Below are 16,377 nucleotides of genomic sequence, written 5' to 3'. Positions count from 1 at the left end.
CGACCCTTCGATGACCGAGGAAGATTCATGCTTGATCTTGTTCACCCTGATGATGATAGCGACCGCGGACTGCTCGCGCACCTGGACGATGAAGAGGACACCCTTGCCCTGGGCGCCGCGCTGGCGAATGCACTCGCTCCCGGGCTGAAAATCTGGCTCGAAGGCAACCTCGGGAGCGGAAAGACAACCCTGACCCGCGGAATCCTCAGAGCGCTCGGACACATGGGAAAAGTCAAGAGCCCGACCTACACCTTGATTGAACCTTATGTAGTTTCTAGATTACACTTATATCACTTTGATTTTTATCGACTGAACTCACCAGAAGAGTACCTTGACGCAGGCTTGGAAGAGTACTTCGACGGACCCGGGGTATGCATCGTCGAGTGGCCGGAAAAGGCTGTTCCATACGTGTCGCCACCCGACCTCGTTGCACTCCTCGAACCAGAAGGTGACGGGCGCCGAGCCAACCTCAGCGGCCTCACCGAAGCGGGGCAAAAATGCATAGAAGAACTGGCACATATCCTGAAACAGAAGCACCCTCCACAAGGGGGTTGAATCGCCGCGCCCTGCTCAAACTTGCCGGCGCCTCGCTGGCGCTTCTCGTCAGTCCGGTCGGCATGGCCGCCGGCAGCCTGCTCGCGGTAAGGGTATGGCCGGCCGAGGAGTACACGCGAATCACACTCGAAGGTAATCGCGAGTTGAAATTCTCGCACTTGATGGTCAAGGACCCCGAGCGCCTCGTGGTCGACCTCGAGGGCATCGAACTCAACAGCGTCCTGCAGTCGCTGCCGGACAAGGTGCTTGAATCCGACCCCTACATTCGGAATATCCGGGCGGGCCAGAACCGGCCGGGGGTCGTTCGCGTCGTGGTCGAACTCAAGGCCGAGATCAATCCGCAGATATTTACCCTCGCCCCCGTCAGCAACTATGGCCATCGGCTAGTGCTCGACCTGTACCCATCCGTGCCAATGGATCCGCTCCTCGCGCTGATTGAGAAATCCTCACCGATCGACGCCGCGGCAGGACAAACGGGCACAGCAGATGCCAACGACAATACCAGCACAGAAATTGCGCAGAAGGACGCGCCGCAGCAGAAACGTGCAGCCAGAAACGACCCGCGGGTCAACCGGCTGTTTACCGTCGTACTCGATGCCGGACACGGCGGAGAAGATCCCGGTGCAGTCGGGCGCGGGGGCAGCTACGAGAAGAACGTCACGCTCGACATCGCCAAACGCCTGCGCAAGAAGATCGATGCCATGCCGAACATGCGCGCCGTCCTGACCCGGGACGGCGACTACTTCGTTCCGCTCGCACAGCGCGTCGTTCGCGCGCGCGGCGTGCAGGCCGACCTCTTCGTCTCCGTACACGCCGACGCCTTCGTTCGCCCGGAAGCACGCGGCAGTTCCGTCTTCGTGCTATCGGAAAGCGGCGCCTCGAGTTCCGCCGCAAGGTGGCTGGCACAAAAGGAAAACGATGCCGATCTCATCGGTGGCGTCAATCTTGCCCGTCAGGACGGCCACCTTGCCCGTACTCTGCTCGACCTGTCACAGGCCGCAACGATCAATGACAGCCTCAAGCTTGGGAAGGCCGTTCTTGCAGAGCTGGGTGACATCAACACCCTGCACAAGGCCCATGTGGAACAGGCCGGCTTCGCCGTGCTGAAGGCGCCAGACATTCCCTCGATCCTGGTTGAAACAGCCTTTATCAGCAACCCCGAAGAAGAGCGTCGGCTCAACGACGATGCCTATCAGGACAAGATGGCAGAGGCCATTCTCCGCGGCATTCGGCGGTATTTTGACGACAATCCGCCCGCGCCACGCACACGGGTTGCTCAGCTGGGCTGATTTGATTGCTTCTTTGCCGGTATAATCGCGGCTTTTTTCAGGCGGTTATGCAGGTTTTACGCGGTTTCCCGAAGAGGGCACAGAGTGCCTGCGTGCTTACCATCGGCAATTTTGATGGATTGCATCGCGGGCATCAGGCGCTACTCAAGCAACTCACCGACAAGGCGAGTGCGCTTGGGCTGCCCGCGGTCGTGCTCACCTTCGAACCGCATCCGCGCGAGTATTTCGCACCGGAGAGCGCACCTGCGCGGCTCGCATCCCTGCGCGAAAAGTTGCAGCTGCTTGCCACGAGCGGGGTGGACAGAGTGCACGTCTGTCGTTTCGACGCGCGCTTCGCGGCACAGCCAGCCAGTGCATTCATCGACGACGTATTGATCAGGGGACTGGCCGTGCGCCACCTTTTCATCGGCGACGATTTCCGTTTTGGGTCCGGCCGCACGGGTGACTTGGCCATGCTCAAGGCGGCGGGACAGGCCCACGGGTTCGAAGTCGAATCGATGCATACGCTGGTAGTCAATGGCGAGCGGGCATCGAGCTCTGCCGTGCGGGCCGCGCTTGCCAACGGCGACCTCGAACACGCGGCGCGTCTGCTGGGCCGCCTTTACAGCATTGCCGGACGCGTGGTGCACGGCGACAAGATTGGACGCCAGCTGGGTTTCCCGACGCTGAATATCCAGCTCAAGCACCGTCGACCACCGGTATCGGGCGTATTTGCGGTTGCCGTCGAAGGACTGGATGGCCGCACGCTGGCCGGCGTCGCCAATGTCGGCATACGCCCGACTGCAACCGATGCGGGACGCGCCAGACTCGAAGTACATCTGCTTGACTGGAGCGGCGACTGCTATGGCGCCCATCCGCGCATTCATTTTCTGTCGAAGCTGCGTGAAGAGAAGAAATTCGCGTCGCTCGATGAACTGAAAGAACAAATTGCCCGCGATGCCGAACGTGCACGCACCTGGTTCGAACACAATCCGACTAGCCTTCTAGGCTGAACAGAGACCGACGCAAACGCCATGGCCGACTATCGCAAAACGCTCAACCTGCCCGACACGCCCTTCCCGATGCGGGGCGACCTGCCGAAGCGCGAACCGAACTGGATTACCGACTGGCAGAAAAAGAAGCTCTACCAGCGTATCCGCAAGGCCAGCACAGGGCGTCCGAAGTTCATTCTTCACGACGGTCCGCCGTACGCAAACGGCAATCTTCACCTCGGCCACGCCTTGAACAAGATCCTCAAGGACATCATCGTGCGTTCCAAGACGATGGCGGGCTTCGATGCGCCCTACGTGCCGGGCTGGGATTGCCACGGTCTGCCCATCGAACATAAGGTGGAAGTGACGCACGGCAAAAATCTGTCGGCCGATAAGGTTCGCGAACTGTGCCGCGCCTACGCCACAGAACAGGTCGAGATCCAGAAAAATGAGTTCATCCGCCTCGGTGTGCTCGGCGACTGGGACAATCCGTACCTGACGATGAACTTCGCCAACGAGGCGAACGAGATCCGTGCGCTCGCGCAAATGACGCGGGCGGGCTATGTCTTCAAGGGCCTGAAGCCGGTCAACTGGTGTTTCGATTGTGGCTCCGCGCTGGCAGAGGCCGAGGTGGAGTATGCGGACAAGCCCTCGCCCGCGGTCGACGTCGGCTTCCCGTGCGCAGAACCCGCGCGCCTCGCCGATGCCTTCGGGCTCGCGCCGCTCAACAAGCCGGCACTGGCCGTGATCTGGACCACCACGCCGTGGACCATCCCGGCCAACCAGGCGCTGAACATGCACCCGGAGTTCAGCTACGCACTTGTCGATACCGGCGAGCGTTATCTGGTGCTGGCACATGATCTCGTCGCAACCTGCCTTCAGCGATACCAACTCGATGGACGTGTCGTGGCCACCGTGCAGGGCTCGGCCCTCGATCGCATCACCTTCCGCCATCCGTTCTACGACCGCCAGTCGCCGGTATTCCTCGGCGACTACGTCACCCTGGATGCCGGTACCGGCATCGTCCACAGTGCGCCGGCCTACGGCCTCGAGGACTTCCAGTCCTGTCGCGACAACGGCATGACGAGCGACGACATCCTCACCCCGGTCATGGGCGACGGACGTTACGCACCCGACCTTCCCTTCTTCGGCGGCCTCAACATCTGGAAAGCCAACCCCGAGATCGTTGCCAAGCTCCGAGAAGTCGGCTGCCTGCTGTCCGAAGAAAAGATCACGCATAGCTACATGCATTGCTGGCGCCACAAGACGCCGCTGATCTATCGCGCCACCGCGCAGTGGTTCGTCGGCATGGACAAGGAGGTCGCCGATGGATCGACGCTGCGCGAGCGGGCGCTGCGCGGCGTCGAAGCCACGCGCTTCTTCCCCGCCTGGGGCCAGTCGCGCCTGCATGCGATGATTGCCAACCGGCCCGACTGGTGCATCTCGCGCCAGCGCAACTGGGGAGTTCCGATTCCGTTCTTTCTGCACAAGGAAAGCGGAGAGCTGCATCCACGTACCATCGAATTGATGGAAGAAGTCGCCACGCGCGTCGAGCAGGAAGGCATCGAAGCCTGGTTCAAGCTCGATGCGGCCGAACTGCTCGGCGACGAAGCCGCGCACTATGACAAGATCAGCGATACGCTGGATGTCTGGTTCGACTCGGGCACCACCCACTGGCATGTATTGCGCGGCTCGCACAATGACGGCCATGTCGACGGCCCACGTGCCGACCTCTACCTCGAGGGCTCGGACCAGCACCGCGGCTGGTTCCATTCCTCGCTGCTGACGGGCTGCGCCATCGATGGCCATCCGCCGTACAAATCACTGCTGACGCACGGGTTTACCGTCGATCAGCAGGGACGGAAGATGAGCAAGTCGCTCGGCAACACGATCCTTCCGCAGGAAGTGTCGGACAAGATGGGCGCGGAAATCCTGCGCCTGTGGGTCGCCAGCACCGACTATTCGGGCGAACTGGCCATGTCCAAGGAGATTCTTGCACGCGTCGTCGAGGGCTACCGCCGCATCCGCAACACCTTGCGCTTCCTGATGGCCAACACCGCTGATTTCTCCATCGAAGAAAACGCCGTGCCGATCGATCAGTGGATGGAGATCGACCGCTATGCACTGGCCTTCACTCGGCAGATGGCGGTGCAGGCAGAGGCGGATTTCAGCCGTTTCGAGTTTCACAAGGTTGTCCAGGCCCTTCAGATCTTCTGCTCGGAAGAATTGGGCGCCTTCTATCTCGACATCCTCAAGGATCGTCTGTACACGACCCAGAGTGACAGTCTGCCGCGCCGTGCCGCCCAGACCGCGCTGTGGCACATCACGCAGACGCTACTCAAGCTGATGGCTCCGATTCTGTCCTTTACCGCGGAAGAGGCTTGGGAAGTGCTCAACCCGGGCAAGGACGACAGCGTGATGCTGCACACCTTCCATGCCCTCCCCGCGCAGGAAGGCGAAGCGGGCCTCAAGGCAAGATGGGAGATCATTCGCGAGGTTCGTGCCGACGCATTGAAGGTGATCGAGGGCTTGCGCACGGATGGCAAGGTCGGCGCATCGCTGCAGGCCGAACTCGCACTGCACCTGACGGCAGACAAGTTTGCAGCGATGCAGAGTCTCGGCGCAGACCTGCGCTTCGTCACCATGACCTCGCGCGCCACGCTTGCCGAAGTGGCCGCAGTGGAAGACGAGCGCATCGTGGCGACACCAAGCGAAGCGCAGAAATGCGAGCGTTGCTGGCACTACACCGATGATATCGGTCATGATGCCGAGCATCCGACACTGTGCAAGCGCTGCGCAGACAACCTGTTCGGCAGCGGAGAAGCGCGCTCGCATGCCTGAGAACCCGCGTCGCATTCGTTCGCCGATGCTGGCCATGGCGCCGTGGCTGGCCTTGGCGGTACTGGTTGCGGTACTCGACCAGATGACCAAACAACTGGTCCTGAATGCACTGCGCCTCGGCCAGCACATCCCGGTCACCGGTTTCTTTGATCTCGTGCTGGTATTCAACCGCGGCGCGGCATTCAGTTTCCTTGCAGAACACTCGGGCTGGCAACGCTGGTTTTTCACCGGACTGGCGGTCGTGATCTGCGGCTGGCTGACCGTGCTGCTTCACCAGCACCGCAATGAACGCCTGCTGCCCACCGCGTTCGCCTTCATCATTGGCGGTGCAATCGGCAACGTCGTGGATCGTTTGATGCACGGCGCTGTCGTAGATTTTCTGTATTTCCATGTCGGGCGGTATGGCTGGCCGGCATTCAACCTCGCCGACTCCGCCATCTTTGTCGGCGTCGTGCTGATGCTGTGGGCGCAATTGCGCGGCAGCAAACATGAAACCCATTCCCACCCGGAGCGTTCCTCGTGATCCAGACCGTTGCCGAAAACAGCCTTGTCACCCTCCACTACCGCATCACGCTTGCCAACGGGCAGCCGCTGATCAGCACCTTCGAGGCAACGCCTGCCACGCTGCAGCTCGGTGCCGGCGAGATGCTGCCGGCCATGGAGAAACTCATCGTCGGCCTCGAACTTGGCAGCAATCACGTCTTCGAGCTCGAAGCAGAGAACGCGTTCGGACCACATCGCGAAGAACTCGTCGAGCGCGTGAAGCGCGAACACATGCCTGCCGAAGACATCGAGCCGATGAGCATCATGGAATTCACCGCACCCGACGGCTCGCGGTACTCCGGTCTGGTGCGCGAAATCGACGCCGAATCGGCCCTGATCGACTTCAATCATCCGCTCGCTGGCAAGAACATCCGCTTCGAGGTAAACATCATCGGCACGTCGTGATGCCACGGCCTCCCACAGAGAGATTAGATGAACGATAAGGAAATCCTGCTCGCCACCCCGCGCGGCTTCTGCGCGGGCGTCGAGCGTGCCATCGAGATCGTCGAGCGCGCGCTGCAGCGCTTCGGCGCGCCGATCTATGTCCGCCACGAAGTGGTTCACAACAAGTTCGTCGTCGACGATCTGCGCAACAAGGGGGCAATCTTCGTCGATGAACTCGATGAAGTACCGCCGGGCAATACCGTGATCTTCAGTGCACACGGCGTCTCGCAAGGCGTGCGCGACGAGGCCGAGCGGCGCGGCCTGCGTGTTTTCGACGCCACCTGCCCGCTGGTCACGAAAGTTCATATCGAGGTCGCCCGCATGCGCGACCAGGGGCGCGAGATCGTCATGATCGGCCACAAGGGGCACCCCGAAGTCGAAGGCACCATGGGCCAGGTCAAAGACGGGATTCACCTCGTCGAAAGCGCCAGCGACGTTGCCAGCCTGGCGGTCGCCGATCCCGAAAAACTGGCCTATGTCACCCAGACAACGCTGTCGATGGATGATGCCGCGGCGATCGTCGCCGCACTGCGCGAGCGCTTTCCGGCCATTGTCGGCCCCAAGAAGGACGACATCTGCTACGCCACCCAAAACCGACAGGACGCAGTGAAATTCATGACGCCGCTTGCCGACGTCGTATTCGTGGTCGGCTCAAGAAACAGCTCGAACTCGAACCGCCTGCGCGAAGTTGCCCAGTTACGCGGCGTCGACGCCTACCTGGTCGATAACGCCGAGGGCATCGACCCCGCATGGGTCAGCGGCAAGCGCCGCATCGGCGTGACCGCAGGGGCCTCCGCGCCGGAAATTCTTGTCACCGAAGTCATCGGGCGACTCGAGTCGCTCAGCGGCGCTTCGGTACGCAATCTGGATGGCGTGCCCGAAAAGGTGACTTTTCCGCTGCCAAAGGAACTGCAGGACGCAAGCTGATCACCCGCACTGCGCTTTTGCGCCGCCGCAAAAGCGCAGTGCAAGCTCATCAGATATTCGACTCCATGATGCGCCGATAGAACTCATGGAAATGCTGCATGCCATCCTCGAAGGGTGACTGGTAGGGCCCGACTTCATTGCGCCCCTCCTTCAGCAGCGCACGACGGCCACGGTCCATGCGCTCGCCGATGTCGTCATCCTCGATCGCCGTTTCCATATATGCCGCCTGTTCGGCCTCGACGAACTCACGCTCGAACTCGACGATGTCTTCCGGATAGTAGAACTCGACCACATTCGTAGTCTTGTCGACATCGATCGGAATCAGGGTACTGACCACCAGCACATGCGGATACCACTCCACCATGATATTGGGATAATAGGTCAGCCAGATCGCCCCATGTGCGGGCTTCTTCTCACCGTAGTAGTCCTGTACCGCCTTGTGCCACTTGCCGTAGGTGGCCGATCCCGGTTTGGCCAGCGACGTAATGCCGACACGTTGCACCGAGTACCAGTCGCCGAACTGCCAGGTCAGGTCGTCACAGGTGACGAACTTTCCCAGACCAGGGTGAAACGGCACCACGTGGTAATCCTCGAGATAGACCTCGATGAACGTCTTCCAGTTGTAGTTGCACTGGTGAATCTCGACGCGATCAAGCTTGTAGCCGGAAAAGTCGAGTTCAGGGGCCACTTGCATGCCAGCCAGATCGGCAGCCGCCGAGCGCGGCCCCTTAAACAACAGCCCCTGCCACTCTTCCAGCGCATCGCGCTTGAGATTGAGACATGGCTTGTCGGCAAAATGCGGCGCCCCCAGCAAAACGCCCTGCCGGTCGTAAGTCCAGCGGTGAATCGGGCACACGATGTGCTCGGTCGTGCCCGCGCCCTGCAGCATGATCGCCTGCCGGTGCCGACAGATATTGGACAACTGGTGAACGCCCGCTTCGGTGCGAAACAGCAGCTTCGAGTGATCAAGCCAATCAAGCGAACGGTAATTGCCGACTTCCGGTACCATCAGCGCATGGCCAACGTACCCCGGCCCGGCATCGAAGAGAAGCTTCTTCTCCAATTCGAATACCTTCTCGTCGAAGTACCATGAAACCGGCAGCTGTGATGCTGCAGGCGCCAGTTGCGACTTGGCCGCGATGTCGGACATTACCGAACCCCCTGATCTGGACAAGAATCCGGACAAATAAACGTATTATCTTAAGCCAAGCCCGGTTTGACCGCCAGACGCCCGATCGGTTATTTTCCTGTCTTTGCACGCGCCACGTCCTGTCCATGCCAAAGTCGGCGTCAGCTCCAAAATCATTCGAAGCCGCGATCTCTGAACTCGAGGCCATCGTCCACCAGATGGAATCGGGCGAAATGACGCTCGAAGACGCCCTCGACCGTTATCAGCGCGGAGCCGGTCTGCTCAAGTACTGCCAGGACACCCTTTCTGCCGCAGAACAACGCATCCAGGTCCTGGAGAACGGATCACTGGCCCCCCTCCCGGCCGACGCCATGCGGAACGAAGAATGAGCAACGCCGAATTCGCCCGCTGGATGCGGGACACCCAGAGCCGGACCGAAACCGCGCTGGCGGCGGCGCTGCCGGAACCGTCCATCGCCCCCGCACGCCTGCACGAAGCCATGCGCTACGCCGTTCTCGGCGGCGGCAAGCGTGTCCGGCCACTGCTGGTGCATGCAGCGGGTGAAATCGCCGGCGCCCCCATTGCGCATCTCGACCACGCCGCCTGTGCGGTCGAACTGATCCATGCCTACTCGCTCGTGCACGACGACATGCCGTGCATGGACGACGACGTATTGCGGCGCGGCAAGCCTACCGTGCATATCCAGTATGACGAAGCCACCGCGCTGCTGGTGGGCGATGCATTGCAGACCCTGGCATTTCAGGTACTTTCGAACCATGCCGTCAGCCTCACCCCGTCCGGACAGCTGAACATGATCAGGCTGCTTGCCACCGCGTCAGGTTCGCGCGGCATGGCCGGCGGGCAGGCCATCGATCTTGCAGCAGTCGGCAAGCAATTGTCGCGCGAAGAACTCGAAGTGATGCACGTTCACAAGACCGGCGCCCTCATTCGCGCATCGGTCCTGCTCGGTGCGCAGGCGGGCAACATGCCAACGGATGAGGACCTGCAACGCCTTGACCATTATGCAAAACTGGTAGGACTGCTATTCCAGGTCGTCGACGACATTCTCGACGCCGAAGCCGACACTGCAACGCTGGGCAAGACCGCCGGCAAGGATGCCGATCATGCAAAGCCGACCTACGTCAGCCTGATCGGCCTCGACGAATCCAAACGCCTGGCGGCGGACATGCTGGCCGAAGCGCATGCGCTGCTGACGCCGCTCGGCGAGCGTGCCAATCGACTGCACGCACTTGCCGACTACATCGTGCATCGCCCATTCTGACTCTCCCCCATTCTGCCGACCCGACACATGTCCCAGTTTCCCAATCTAGAACGCATCGACTCCCCTGCCGACCTGCGCGCCACTGACCGCCGCGATCTGGGTCTCATCGCCGATGAGTTGCGCGCGTTCCTGATCGAGTCGGTGTCGAAGACGGGCGGACATCTGTCGTCCAACCTCGGCACGGTCGAACTGACGATTGCCCTGCACTACGTCTTCAATACACCGGAAGATCGCATCGTATGGGACGTCGGTCACCAGACCTACGGACACAAGATTCTCACCGGCCGCCGTCAGGCGATGGACAATTTGCGCCGCTGGGGCGGCATCTCCGGCTTTCCCCGCCGCTGCGAAAGCGAATATGACACCTTTGGCACCGCCCATTCTTCGACGTCGATCTCGGCCGCGCTCGGCATGGCTGTGGCAGCCCGTGACCGCGGCGAGGACCGCCAGTGCATCGCGGTGATCGGCGACGGAGCGATGTCGGCCGGCATGGCGTTCGAAGCATTGAACAACGGCGGCGACATGGAAGGGATCAACCTGCTGGTGATCCTCAACGACAACGAGATGTCCATCTCGCCGCCAGTCGGTGCGCTGACCAAGATTCTGGCCAGACTGATGTCGGGCTCAACCTACAACACCGCCCGCCGAGTGGGCGAACGCGTGCTGAGCAAGGCCCCTTCGATGGCGGAACTTGCACGCAAGGTGGAAGAGCACGTCAAGGGCCTGATCACGCCAGGCACCCTGTTCGAAGAGTTCGGTTTCCATTATTACGGCCCGATCGACGGCCATGACCTCGACGCTCTGGTGCCCACGCTGCAGAACATCCGCAAGCTCAAGGGTCCCCAGTTCCTGCATGTCATCACGCGCAAGGGGCAGGGTTACAAGCTCGCCGAAGCCGACCCCATCCTCTACCACGGCGTATCAAAGTTCGACCACAACTCGGGCATCCAGAGCAGCAAGGCACCGGCAAAACTCACGTACACGCAAGTCTTCGGCGACTGGCTGTGTGACATGGCGGCGAGCGATCCGCGGGTGGTCGGCATCACCCCCGCCATGCGTGAAGGGTCTGGCCTGGTCCGGTTTGCACGTGAGTTTCCCGATCGCTACTACGACGTCGGAATTGCGGAACAGCATGCACTGACCTTCGCAGCCGGCATGGCCTGTGAGGGCTACCGCCCGGTGGTCGCGATCTACTCGACCTTCCTTCAGCGCGCCTACGACCAGCTGATCCATGACATTGCGCTGCAGAATCTGCCCGTCGTACTCGCCATCGACCGCGGCGGCCTGGTCGGCGCGGACGGCGCCACACACCACGGGGCGTTCGACCTGTCCTTCCTCGCCTGCATCCCGAACATGACGATCATGGCGCCTGCCGACGAGAACGAGTGCCGGCAGATGCTATACACCGCCGTCTGCCACGACGGCCCGACGGCCGTGCGCTATCCGCGCGGCAGCGGCGCGGGCATCACCCCCGCCACCGCGATGACAGCCCTTCCACTCGGCAAGGCCGAACTACGTCGACGCGGGTCGAAGATCGCGCTGCTCGCATTCGGCAGCATGGTCGGCACGGCATTGGCCGTCGGCGAAGAACTCGATGCCACCGTCGTGAACATGCGCTTCATCAAGCCGCTCGACGAAGCCTTGATTGCCGAACTTGCCAGCACGCACGAACTGCTGGTGACGTTAGAAGAGAACGCGCTGATCGGCGGCGCCGGGGCGGAAGTGGCGCGTGCCGTCGACGCGCTCCCGCAACGGCCACGCGTGCTGCGTCTGGGCCTGCCCGACCGTTTTATCGACCATGGCGAACAAGGCCAGTTGCTGGCCTCGGTCGGCCTCGACAAGACCGGCATCCTGGCCAGTATTGCAAAAGCCTATCCGGGCAATAGTTGAGCAGACTTGTCGGGATTGCTATGATTTGCGCTGCAAAGGGCGCAGACCCCGACCACAACAGAGAACCCGCATGAACACCCTGGCCATACCGCCCATCCCGGACGTACAGAGCAGTGTCGATCGCCGTCAGATCGCGATCAACAAGGTCGGGATCAAGGCCGTTCGCCACCCGATCAAGGTCAGCGACAAGTCGGGCGGGGTGCAGCACACCGTTGCCACCTTCAACATGTATGTTGGATTGCCACACAATTTCAAGGGCACGCACATGTCGCGTTTCCTCGAAATCCTGAATGGCAACGAACGTGAAATCTCCGTCGAATCCTTCGAGCCGATGTTGCGCGAAATGGTCACGCGACTCGAAGCGGAGACGGGACATGTCGAGATGAACTTTCCCTACTTCATCAACAAGTCAGCGCCGGTGTCAGGCGTACAAAGCCTGATGGACTACGACATCACCTTCATCGGCTCCATCGTCGAAGGTGGGCGCTACGAGTTCACGATGAAGATTCTGGTGCCGGTCACCAGCCTGTGCCCGTGCTCGAAGAAGATCTCGGCATACGGTGCCCACAATCAGCGCTCGCACGTGACCGTCACTGCAACGCTGAACGATCACCTTTGGATAGAGGACGTCGTGCAACTGGTCGAAGGCCAGGCCTCTTGCGAGGTGTATGGTCTGCTCAAACGCCCGGATGAAAAGTACGTGACCGAACGTGCCTACGACAATCCAAAATTCGTCGAAGACATGGTGCGCGACGTCGCCGGACTGCTCAACAGTGAGCCACGCATCGACGCTTATGCGGTGGAATCGGAGAACTTCGAATCCATCCATAACCACTCGGCCTACGCGCTGATCGAACGCGACAAGCGCGTGCTTGCATAAGGCGTCATGGCCACTTCCGTCGTTCCCCTGTCGGTACTGGACCTTGCCCCTGTTCCCCAGGGCAGCCGCCCTGCCGATGCACTGCGGAACACCACCGAACTGGCCCGCCACGCCGAGCAGCTGGGCTTTCGCCGCTACTGGCTTGCTGAACACCACAACATGACTGGCATCGCCAGCGCGGCGACTGCCGTCGTGATCGCGCATGTCGCTGCGGCCACGTCGCATATCCGGGTCGGGGCTGGCGGCATCATGCTTCCCAACCATGCACCCTTGGTGATCGCGGAGCAGTTCGGCACGCTCGAATCGCTTCATCCCGGCCGCATCGACCTCGGGCTGGGGCGTGCCCCCGGTACGGACCAGCGCACGGCGCGGGCGCTGCGCCGCCATCTTGCCGCCGACAGCGACGACAGCTTTCCACGGGACGTGCTCGAACTGCAGTCCTACTTCAAGCCCGCTACGCTGGACCAGGCGGTACAGGCCGTGCCGGGTGCCGGACTCGACATTCCGATCTGGCTGCTTGGCTCGAGTCTGTACAGCGCCCAGCTCGCTGCCCAGCTCGGCCTGCCTTTTGCATTTGCATCGCACTTCGCGCCGCGTCTGCTGATGCAGGCCATCGACGTCTATCGCAGCGGGTTTCGCCCTTCGTCCGTGCTCGCAAAGCCCTGCTTCATGCTCGGTGCCAACGCCGTAGCGGCCGACACCGACGATGAGGCGCAGTATCTGATGCGTTCCTTGCGCCTGCGTTTTGCCGCCATGGCGCGCGGCATTCGCGGCCCGCTGCCGCCGCCGGAAGCCTTCGACGAACGCGACTGGTCTGCCGCCGAACTGGCATTCGCCGATGAGTCGCTGTCGTGCTCACTGGTGGGGTCAACTGCAACGATCGCCGACCAGCTCGCCGAGATGCTCGCCGCCACGGAAGCGGACGAAATCATGCTGAGTTCGCAGATCTTCGACCACGCATCGCGGCTGCGATCCTTTTCGCTTGTCGCCCAAGCCAGCGGCATGCGAGCGGCCTGAGACCGCAGCAGACGCTCGCGCCGGGATCATCCGCGCGGTGGCGCCGCTGCAGTCAGACGCTGGCGAAGCTCGCGCAACCTGGCCTTGACCCTGCGCGCGTTTTCCGTCCCCATGCGCAACATGATCTTGTGCCCGGCTGACAGTTTTTCCAGCGCGGGATCCTCGAACCGATAGCGCACCTTGGGCTGCACGAGCCGAATCGGCCCCTCGATCTCGGGCGCAGCGAGCATGTGGTCAATCACCACGACCAGGCGATCGTTGAAATACGCATTCGGGTAGCCGAGTTCGTCGTAGGCGGCCTGGAAAAGCGGGTAAAGACGCGAATACAATGCCACCAGGCGCCCACTGTCGACCACTTCCGCCAACTGCACATACGGCAGGTAGCGCGCGGCATTCTCCGCTGCGACGGTCATTGCGCCATCGCGGGCATCCACCACGAAACCGCCCTCGGCGCGCCGAACCGGGGAGCGCGCCCAAGGCATCTGCTCGCCCGGAAGATTGTCCACCGTCGCCACGATGCGGCGGACGATGTCCTTTACGATCACAAGTTCAGCCAATCCACCCTTGCCCAGCAGGCTGTCGAGTGCCTCGCCCACAACGCTGTCGCTTGTTTCCAGATCCGGTGCCGCGGTTGCCGGCGCTGTCGGCACGACCAAGGTCTGATCGTCGGCTGGCGCCGCCGGCACCGGATACTTGATGGTCGGTTCGACCGCACCTGTCGCCGCGTTGGGCTGCGCCGCGGGGACAGTCTCGACCTGCGTCGGCGTCGCCTCGATCGTCGGCGGCGCCGATCGCCACAACAAGTACGCCACGCCGGCAACGACCACCAGTACCAGCGCAAACACCCGCTTTCCCGTTACTGAACTCACTGCGTTCCTCCTTTGCGAAAGTCTGTATCCGGACACGGTGCGCGCCTCGGCGATTGCCCGCCGCAGCGACCGGCGCCCACATCGCACCGCAAGCCCTGCCCATGACACGGCCCGGGCGCGGCAGATCCCGATCGAAGACCGCTTGCCGCAGGCAGGCATCGTGATCATGATGGCCACCTTGACCACCTTCGGCAAGCCGGAATCATGAAAGACAACGTAAAGTGGTTGGGCGGCAAGCGTGGCGAATGGTATGTGCTGGTGCAGGGGATGTTGCTGGCGCTGGTCGTGCTCGGCCCCAGAACCTGGCCAGACCTGCCGCCGTGGCCGCCCGCGATTGCGTCGTTGGCGGGCTGGGCCGGTCTGCTCCTGCTATTGGCGGGGGGCATGGTGTCGATCGTTGCGGCGCTCCACCTCGGCCCCAATCTCACCCCGCTTCCGCACCCGAAGGACAATGCGGTGCTCGTCGAAAGCGGCCTGTATCGCGTCGTGCGGCATCCGATCTACTTCGCGCTCATCGTCATGGCCATCGGCTGGGCCCTGTTCGTGCAGGGCTGGCTCACGCTCGCCTATGCCGCGATCCTGTTCGCGTTCTTCGACATCAAGGCGCGTCGCGAGGAAGCCTGGCTCGACGCGCGTTTTCCGGCGTATGCAGACTACCGCCGGCGGGTGAAGAAGCTGATCCCGTTCGTGTATTGAAACGCTTTCCCGGCCACCGCGCCGATCCTTCAGCCAGCCTTTTGGGGGACCCCGGCCGGACAGCGTCGAACGGCGACCGGATCACCCCATCAGTCGCCTTGCCGCACCCACCACGGCGTCGACCTGCGGCACGAATGCCTGCTCCAGCGGATAACTTGCAGGCGCCGGCACATCGGGCCCGGCAATGCGCACGACGGGTGCCCTGAGCGCGCCATGCGCATGCTCGGCAAGGATCGCGGCCACTTCAGCGCCGACCCCGCAGCTGCGGCTGGCTTCATGCACGATCACCGCGCGCCCGGTCTTGCGTACCGATGCCACGATCGTCTTCTCGTCGAGCGGACTGAGCGTGCGCAGATCCACGACTTCGGCTGATATGCCCTGCGACGCCAGCGACTGCGCCGCCTGCTCGCACACGCCCCCCGTCTTTGCATAGGAGATCAGGGTGACATCCTCACCGCTGCGGCGCACGGCGGCCTGCCCGACCGACATATCGGGCAGATCCTCACTCAGATCGGCGGTCGAATAGACAAGACCGATGTCGACAAAGAACAGCACCGGGTTATCATCCCGGATGGCAGCCTTGAGCAGCCCCTTGAAGTCATCGATACACGACGGCATGACGACCTTCAAGCCCGGCGCATGGGCAAACCATGCCTCGACGTTGTGATTGTGCTGGGCACCGACACACCAGCCTGCGCCCGTCATCGCGATCACCACGAGCGGAAAGGAGAACTGTCCGCCCGACAGGTAGCGCAATTTGCCCGCACTATTGACCAGTTCGTCCATCGCGAGGGTAAGAAACGGTGCGAACAGCAGATCAATGACCGGACGCAGCCCCGTCGCCGCCGCCCCCACCGCCGTACCGGCAATGATGCCCTCGGCAAGCGGGGTGTTGCGCACCCGTTCTTCGCCGAAGGCGTCGACGAGATGCCTGCGTTTTGTTGCAACGCCCTCGCCCATCAGGATCACCGACGGATCGCGAGCCATTTCTTCCTGCAGTGCCTGATCAATCGCTTCCTGCACAGTCATGTGAGCCATTTTTTC

At 62.0% G+C, this 16,377-nt stretch carries 17 protein-coding genes; 14 read left to right on the top strand and 3 right to left on the bottom strand.

The window, feature by feature from the left end:
* The first annotated feature begins 27 nt into the window (after positions 1-27).
* Genes tsaE through ispH form a run of 7 tightly spaced genes read left to right on the top strand, consistent with a single transcriptional unit; the run spans position 28 to position 7,570 of the window.
* A complete protein-coding gene (gene tsaE / locus J5J83_RS00810; protein ID WP_212344064.1) occupies positions 28-555 on the top strand; it encodes a tRNA (adenosine(37)-N6)-threonylcarbamoyltransferase complex ATPase subunit type 1 TsaE in 528 nt (175 codons plus the stop codon).
* Entirely contained in the window at positions 498-1,844 is a 1,347-nt protein-coding gene (locus J5J83_RS00805) for an N-acetylmuramoyl-L-alanine amidase (RefSeq protein ID WP_212344059.1), read from the top strand. The genes tsaE and J5J83_RS00805 overlap by 58 nt, the downstream gene beginning before the upstream one ends.
* 47 nt (positions 1,845-1,891) lie before the next feature.
* On the top strand, positions 1,892-2,836 hold the full coding sequence (locus J5J83_RS00800; protein WP_212344058.1) for a bifunctional riboflavin kinase/FAD synthetase: 945 nt from the start codon (positions 1,892-1,894) through the stop codon (positions 2,834-2,836).
* 21 nt (positions 2,837-2,857) lie between these two features.
* Positions 2,858-5,656: an isoleucine--tRNA ligase gene (ileS, locus tag J5J83_RS00795; RefSeq protein ID WP_212344057.1), complete on the top strand. Its 2,799-nt coding sequence runs from the start codon at positions 2,858-2,860 to the stop codon at positions 5,654-5,656.
* Complete coding sequence (lspA, locus tag J5J83_RS00790; RefSeq protein WP_249115572.1) at positions 5,649-6,179, top strand: signal peptidase II; 531 nt, start codon at positions 5,649-5,651, stop codon at positions 6,177-6,179. The genes ileS and lspA overlap by 8 nt, the downstream gene beginning before the upstream one ends.
* The gene (locus J5J83_RS00785) at positions 6,176-6,604 is read left to right on the top strand and encodes an FKBP-type peptidyl-prolyl cis-trans isomerase (RefSeq protein WP_212344051.1); all 429 of its coding nucleotides are present in this window, start codon (positions 6,176-6,178) and stop codon (positions 6,602-6,604) included. Before lspA ends, J5J83_RS00785 begins: the two co-directional genes overlap by 4 nt.
* Before the next feature lie 27 nt (positions 6,605-6,631).
* Positions 6,632-7,570 carry a 4-hydroxy-3-methylbut-2-enyl diphosphate reductase gene (ispH, locus tag J5J83_RS00780; RefSeq protein ID WP_212344049.1) on the top strand — a complete coding sequence of 313 codons (939 nt, stop codon included), beginning with the start codon at positions 6,632-6,634 and terminating at the stop codon, positions 7,568-7,570.
* A 49-nt stretch (positions 7,571-7,619) separates the two neighbouring features.
* On the opposite strand, the gene J5J83_RS00775 is transcribed toward ispH, so the two are convergent.
* Positions 7,620-8,720: an aromatic ring-hydroxylating dioxygenase subunit alpha gene (locus J5J83_RS00775; protein WP_212344047.1), complete on the bottom strand. Its 1,101-nt coding sequence runs from the start codon at positions 8,718-8,720 to the stop codon at positions 7,620-7,622.
* Between the two features lie 125 nt (positions 8,721-8,845).
* Here J5J83_RS00775 and J5J83_RS00770 point away from each other — a divergent pair, with 125 nt between their 5' ends.
* The 5 genes from J5J83_RS00770 to J5J83_RS00750 all read left to right on the top strand — a co-directional run bounded on the left by J5J83_RS00770 (position 8,846) and on the right by J5J83_RS00750 (position 13,768).
* Positions 8,846-9,088: an exodeoxyribonuclease VII small subunit gene (locus tag J5J83_RS00770; protein ID WP_212344046.1), complete on the top strand. Its 243-nt coding sequence runs from the start codon at positions 8,846-8,848 to the stop codon at positions 9,086-9,088.
* Positions 9,085-9,981 carry a farnesyl diphosphate synthase gene (locus tag J5J83_RS00765; RefSeq protein ID WP_212344045.1) on the top strand — a complete coding sequence of 299 codons (897 nt, stop codon included), beginning with the start codon at positions 9,085-9,087 and terminating at the stop codon, positions 9,979-9,981. The genes J5J83_RS00770 and J5J83_RS00765 overlap by 4 nt, the downstream gene beginning before the upstream one ends.
* 27 nt (positions 9,982-10,008) lie before the next feature.
* A complete protein-coding gene (gene dxs, locus J5J83_RS00760) occupies positions 10,009-11,871 on the top strand; it encodes a 1-deoxy-D-xylulose-5-phosphate synthase (protein WP_212344044.1) in 1,863 nt (620 codons plus the stop codon).
* Positions 11,872-11,941: 70 nt separating this feature from the next.
* Complete coding sequence (gene folE2, locus J5J83_RS00755; RefSeq protein ID WP_212344043.1) at positions 11,942-12,751, top strand: GTP cyclohydrolase FolE2; 810 nt, start codon at positions 11,942-11,944, stop codon at positions 12,749-12,751.
* A 6-nt stretch (positions 12,752-12,757) separates the two neighbouring features.
* On the top strand, positions 12,758-13,768 hold the full coding sequence (locus J5J83_RS00750) for an LLM class flavin-dependent oxidoreductase (protein WP_212344042.1): 1,011 nt from the start codon (positions 12,758-12,760) through the stop codon (positions 13,766-13,768).
* A gap of 26 nt (positions 13,769-13,794) precedes the next feature.
* On the opposite strand, the gene J5J83_RS23095 is transcribed toward J5J83_RS00750, so the two are convergent.
* Positions 13,795-14,637, bottom strand: a complete 843-nt coding sequence (locus tag J5J83_RS23095) for a DUF3014 domain-containing protein (RefSeq protein WP_212344041.1) — start codon at positions 14,635-14,637, stop codon at positions 13,795-13,797.
* Between the two features lie 37 nt (positions 14,638-14,674).
* On the opposite strand from J5J83_RS23095, the gene J5J83_RS23225 reads away from it, so the two are divergent.
* Together J5J83_RS23225 and J5J83_RS00735 are read left to right on the top strand one after the other, a co-directional pair.
* A complete protein-coding gene (locus tag J5J83_RS23225; RefSeq protein WP_212344040.1) occupies positions 14,675-14,845 on the top strand; it encodes a hypothetical protein in 171 nt (56 codons plus the stop codon).
* A complete protein-coding gene (locus tag J5J83_RS00735; RefSeq protein ID WP_212344038.1) occupies positions 14,842-15,333 on the top strand; it encodes an isoprenylcysteine carboxylmethyltransferase family protein in 492 nt (163 codons plus the stop codon). Before J5J83_RS23225 ends, J5J83_RS00735 begins: the two co-directional genes overlap by 4 nt.
* Before the next feature lie 81 nt (positions 15,334-15,414).
* Here the strand turns inward: J5J83_RS00735 and J5J83_RS00730 are convergent, their stop codons facing one another.
* On the bottom strand, positions 15,415-16,371 hold the full coding sequence (locus J5J83_RS00730; RefSeq protein ID WP_212344036.1) for a pyruvate dehydrogenase complex E1 component subunit beta: 957 nt from the start codon (positions 16,369-16,371) through the stop codon (positions 15,415-15,417).
* Positions 16,372-16,377: the final 6 nt, after the last annotated feature.

This window comes from Azoarcus sp. L1K30 (assembly GCF_018122735.1).
Classification (GTDB): domain Bacteria; phylum Pseudomonadota; class Gammaproteobacteria; order Burkholderiales; family Rhodocyclaceae; genus Parazoarcus.
Note: the sequence above shows the minus strand (reverse complement) of the source record. Positions and strands in the feature narration are given on the sequence as shown.

Coding starts and splice junctions, on each gene's coding strand:
- tsaE (WP_212344064.1), top strand. CDS start 28: ATGCTTGATCTTGTTCACCCTGATGATGATAGCGACCGCGGACTGCTC.
- J5J83_RS00805 (WP_212344059.1), top strand. CDS start 498: ATGCATAGAAGAACTGGCACATATCCTGAAACAGAAGCACCCTCCACA.
- J5J83_RS00800 (WP_212344058.1), top strand. CDS start 1,892: ATGCAGGTTTTACGCGGTTTCCCGAAGAGGGCACAGAGTGCCTGCGTG.
- ileS (WP_212344057.1), top strand. CDS start 2,858: ATGGCCGACTATCGCAAAACGCTCAACCTGCCCGACACGCCCTTCCCG.
- lspA (WP_249115572.1), top strand. CDS start 5,649: ATGCCTGAGAACCCGCGTCGCATTCGTTCGCCGATGCTGGCCATGGCG.
- ispH (WP_212344049.1), top strand. CDS start 6,632: ATGAACGATAAGGAAATCCTGCTCGCCACCCCGCGCGGCTTCTGCGCG.
- J5J83_RS00775 (WP_212344047.1), bottom strand. CDS start 8,720: ATGTCCGACATCGCGGCCAAGTCGCAACTGGCGCCTGCAGCATCACAG.
- J5J83_RS00770 (WP_212344046.1), top strand. CDS start 8,846: ATGCCAAAGTCGGCGTCAGCTCCAAAATCATTCGAAGCCGCGATCTCT.
- J5J83_RS00765 (WP_212344045.1), top strand. CDS start 9,085: ATGAGCAACGCCGAATTCGCCCGCTGGATGCGGGACACCCAGAGCCGG.
- dxs (WP_212344044.1), top strand. CDS start 10,009: ATGTCCCAGTTTCCCAATCTAGAACGCATCGACTCCCCTGCCGACCTG.
- folE2 (WP_212344043.1), top strand. CDS start 11,942: ATGAACACCCTGGCCATACCGCCCATCCCGGACGTACAGAGCAGTGTC.
- J5J83_RS00750 (WP_212344042.1), top strand. CDS start 12,758: ATGGCCACTTCCGTCGTTCCCCTGTCGGTACTGGACCTTGCCCCTGTT.
- J5J83_RS00735 (WP_212344038.1), top strand. CDS start 14,842: ATGAAAGACAACGTAAAGTGGTTGGGCGGCAAGCGTGGCGAATGGTAT.
- J5J83_RS00730 (WP_212344036.1), bottom strand. CDS start 16,371: ATGGCTCACATGACTGTGCAGGAAGCGATTGATCAGGCACTGCAGGAA.